This window comes from Actinomycetota bacterium (assembly GCA_036280995.1).
GTDB lineage: Bacteria > Actinomycetota > CALGFH01 > CALGFH01 > CALGFH01 > CALGFH01.
In genome coordinates, this window is sequence record DASUPQ010000379.1 from 1 (window position 1) to 2,877 (window position 2,877).

Genomic DNA, 2,877 nt, shown 5'->3' on the forward strand with positions numbered 1-2,877 from the left:
TGCAGGGCCCCGGCCGACCGGCCCAGGTTACTGGCGAGCGTCATGGGGAGTCGGAACAACTCACGTGATCAGGTGCCCTGGAGTGCTGGAGGCATCTGGCTGGCCGCTGACGTCAGGAGGGCGTGGCCGCTGGGTGGCGGACGAACTCGCTGATGGAGGAGGCGAGTTCCGCGGGGCGGGTGAGGGGGGCCAGGTGATCCAGCGCGGGCAGGGTCTGGGTGCGCACGTCGGGCAGCATCTCGGCCAGGATGGCGACGTTCTCGCGGAACCAGGGGCGGGATTCGGCGCCGCAGAGCAGCAGGGCCGGTGCCGTGACCCGGGCCGCCTCGGCCGGCCCGAAGGTCCAGGCGGCCACTGCCGGCAGCTCGTCGGCGAAGAAGTAGGCCGACTCGCGCTCGGCCTCCACCAGGCCGTCGTCCCCGAACCGGGTGCGCAGGACCTTCCGGTAGCCGTCGCCGCCCACCCCGCGCAGGAACACGTCGAAGGCGCGAGCGATGTCGCCCTGGGCCGCGGCCGCCAGCGCGGGGCCGACATAGCTCGACGCGGCCACCTCCCGCTGCTTGCCCGAGGGCTTGGCCGGTTCGAAGAGGGTCAGGCTGGCGACCAGACCGGGGTCGTCGAGGGCCAGCTGCAGCCCGATACAGCAGCTGGAGGAATGCCCGACCCAGTGGGCGCGGGCGACGCCGAGCGCGCGCAGCAGCGCACCGCACTGGCGGGCGTGGGCGGCGATGCTGGCCGGCTCGGACGGCGCCGGGCTGTGGCCGTAGCCCGGCCGGATCGGTCGGATGACCCGGAACCCGTCCAGGGCCGGCTGCTCGAACAGCGGCCCGAACCAGGCGCCGAAGACGCCGGCGTGGACCAGGCAGACCACCTCGCCGGCACCGCGCTCGTCGTAGTCAAGACCGGCGAGGCTGTCCATCGCGGAGCTCCCTAAATCCATCCGAGTAGAACTGGAATGAATCGATAGTTGGTAGACTGCTCGTCGTGGCCGACGATGTCAACAGCCGGCGTCGATACCATTCGCCGCTGCGCGCCGAACAGGCCGACGGAACCCGCCGGCGGGTCCTGGCCGCCGCCCGGGACCTGTTCCTGGCCCGCGGCTACGCCGGCACCACGGTCGCCGCGGTGGCCCAGGCCGCCGGCGTGTCTGCCGACACGATCTATGTCTCCCTCGGCGGCAAGCAGGGCCTGCTGGAAGGCATCCTGGCGCTGGCCAGGTTCGACCCGGAGGATCCCACCCAGCGCGACCAGCAGCACCGCAGGGGCGAGGTCGGCGGGCTCGCGGACCCTCACCAGCGGCTCCGCCGACTCGTCGAGCTCAGCTGCGAGACCCTCACTCGGATCAGCCCGGTGCACGCCGTGCTCCGGGGCGCGGCCGACGGCCATCCCTTCGCTGCCGAGTTGTACGGCCGCATGCTGCAGCTTCGGCTGCAGCTCCAGGCTCGCAACCTGGAGACCTACCTCGGCCGGTCACTGCGAGCCGGGTTGAGCGTCAAGCAGGCCGCCGAGCACTACAGCGCCCTGCTCAGCCCCGAGCTGTACCACCTGCTCACCGTGGAGTGCCGATGGCCGACACGGCGCTACGCGTCCTGGGTGACCGACCTGCTTGACCACGACCTTCTCGGCTGACCCGCCGACACACGGCTGACAAGGCTGGCCTCGCCACCAAGGTGCGGGAATGCCTGATTCATGAGCGGGCGCGTTGCCGGTGCGCACCTGGGAGGCATCCTCGGCGAAGGTGACGTCGCGGATGTGGTGCAGGGCCTCAATCCCCCGGTGGCCGGGAGCCTGGTGGCGGGCGCCGAGCGCGGCCCGGACCGGCTGGGGCGCGTCGGCCGCCAGGCTCAAGATCGCGACCAGTGGGTGGCGGCGGCCACGGGCAGCTCGCGGGTCTGAGACGCTGGTCAAGTAGGCCGGCAGGTGCGGGGGTTCGCTGTCGTGGAGGGGCCGGCGTGGGCAGGTTGGGTGAGAGCGGCTGGGATCGGGGATGATCGGTCGGCAGGCACGGGCGTCCGTCCGAGTCATGAGGCCGCGGTAACCGCATGATCCTGGCCGTTCGTGCCTGCATTGCACTATCCAGCATCACGTCACGAACGAGACAGACTCACAGAACGCCGGGGCCCCGCCATGAAGGTCGGCGGCCAGAGGCAGAGCGTTGACCGCGTTGTTGACTGGGAGCACCAGGAAGGAGGCACGACATGCGGGTGATGATGATGATCAAGGGGGATCCGGAACCGGGCGCCGCGCCTGGCGAGGAACTCCTGGCCGCGATGGGCAGGTACAACGACGAGCTGCAGAGGGCCGGCGTGCTTCTGGACCTGGCGGGGCTTCTCCCCAGCGCCGAGGGGCGGCGTGTGAAGTTCGCCGAGGGGAACCGCGCCGTCATCGATGGGCCGTTCCCCGAGTCGAAGGCGCTGATCGCGGGCTACTGGATCCTCCAGGTGCAGTCGATGGACGAGGCCGTGGAATGGGCCAAGCGTGCCCCGTTCGAGGCGCTTTCCCGGATCTACCCCGGCGAGTACGGCGCCACGGGCGAGATCGAGATCCGTCGGGTGTTCGAGCTGGAGGGCGTTGACGCATCGAGCAGCGGCGGGTAAGACGAGGACATGGCGCGGCCAGGGCGACCTGACCTGTCCAAGATGATGAGCTCGAAGCGGGACGACGCCGCTCCATTGCCCCGCCGGCGCGGACCGAGTCAGGCGGTGAGCAGTCGGTTCGAAGGGCCGACGAACTCCAACGAGCCGAGCGGTCAGCACCTGGGTGGTCAAGGGGGTCCTCCCGTGCCGGGGCTGGGAGCCTCCCCCGACCAGCGGCCGGCCCCTCCGGCCGCACCTCAGCGGATGTGGCATCCAGGATCGCCGTTAAGGCAGGGACGGG

The 2,877-nt window shown here is 70.9% G+C and carries 4 protein-coding genes; 3 read left to right on the plus strand and 1 reads right to left on the minus strand.

The genetic code is table 11. The features are described 5' to 3' along the window. Positions 1 to 112: 112 nt before the first annotated feature. The gene (locus VF468_12805) at positions 113 to 919 is read right to left on the minus strand and encodes an alpha/beta hydrolase (GenBank protein HEX5879175.1); all 807 of its coding nucleotides are present in this window, start codon (positions 917 to 919) and stop codon (positions 113 to 115) included. A 65-nt stretch (positions 920 to 984) separates the two neighbouring features. Between VF468_12805 and VF468_12810 the strand changes: the two genes are divergently transcribed. The 3 genes from VF468_12810 to VF468_12820 all read left to right on the plus strand — a co-directional run bounded on the left by VF468_12810 (position 985) and on the right by VF468_12820 (position 2,597). Further along, positions 985 to 1,629 carry a TetR family transcriptional regulator gene (locus VF468_12810; GenBank protein ID HEX5879176.1) on the plus strand — a complete coding sequence of 215 codons (645 nt, stop codon included), beginning with the start codon at positions 985 to 987 and terminating at the stop codon, positions 1,627 to 1,629. 60 nt (positions 1,630 to 1,689) lie between these two features. Further along, complete coding sequence (locus tag VF468_12815; protein ID HEX5879177.1) at positions 1,690 to 1,896, plus strand: hypothetical protein; 207 nt, start codon at positions 1,690 to 1,692, stop codon at positions 1,894 to 1,896. A gap of 302 nt (positions 1,897 to 2,198) precedes the next feature. Then, complete coding sequence (locus tag VF468_12820) at positions 2,199 to 2,597, plus strand: YciI family protein (protein HEX5879178.1); 399 nt, start codon at positions 2,199 to 2,201, stop codon at positions 2,595 to 2,597. The last annotated feature ends 280 nt before the right edge of the window (positions 2,598 to 2,877 follow it).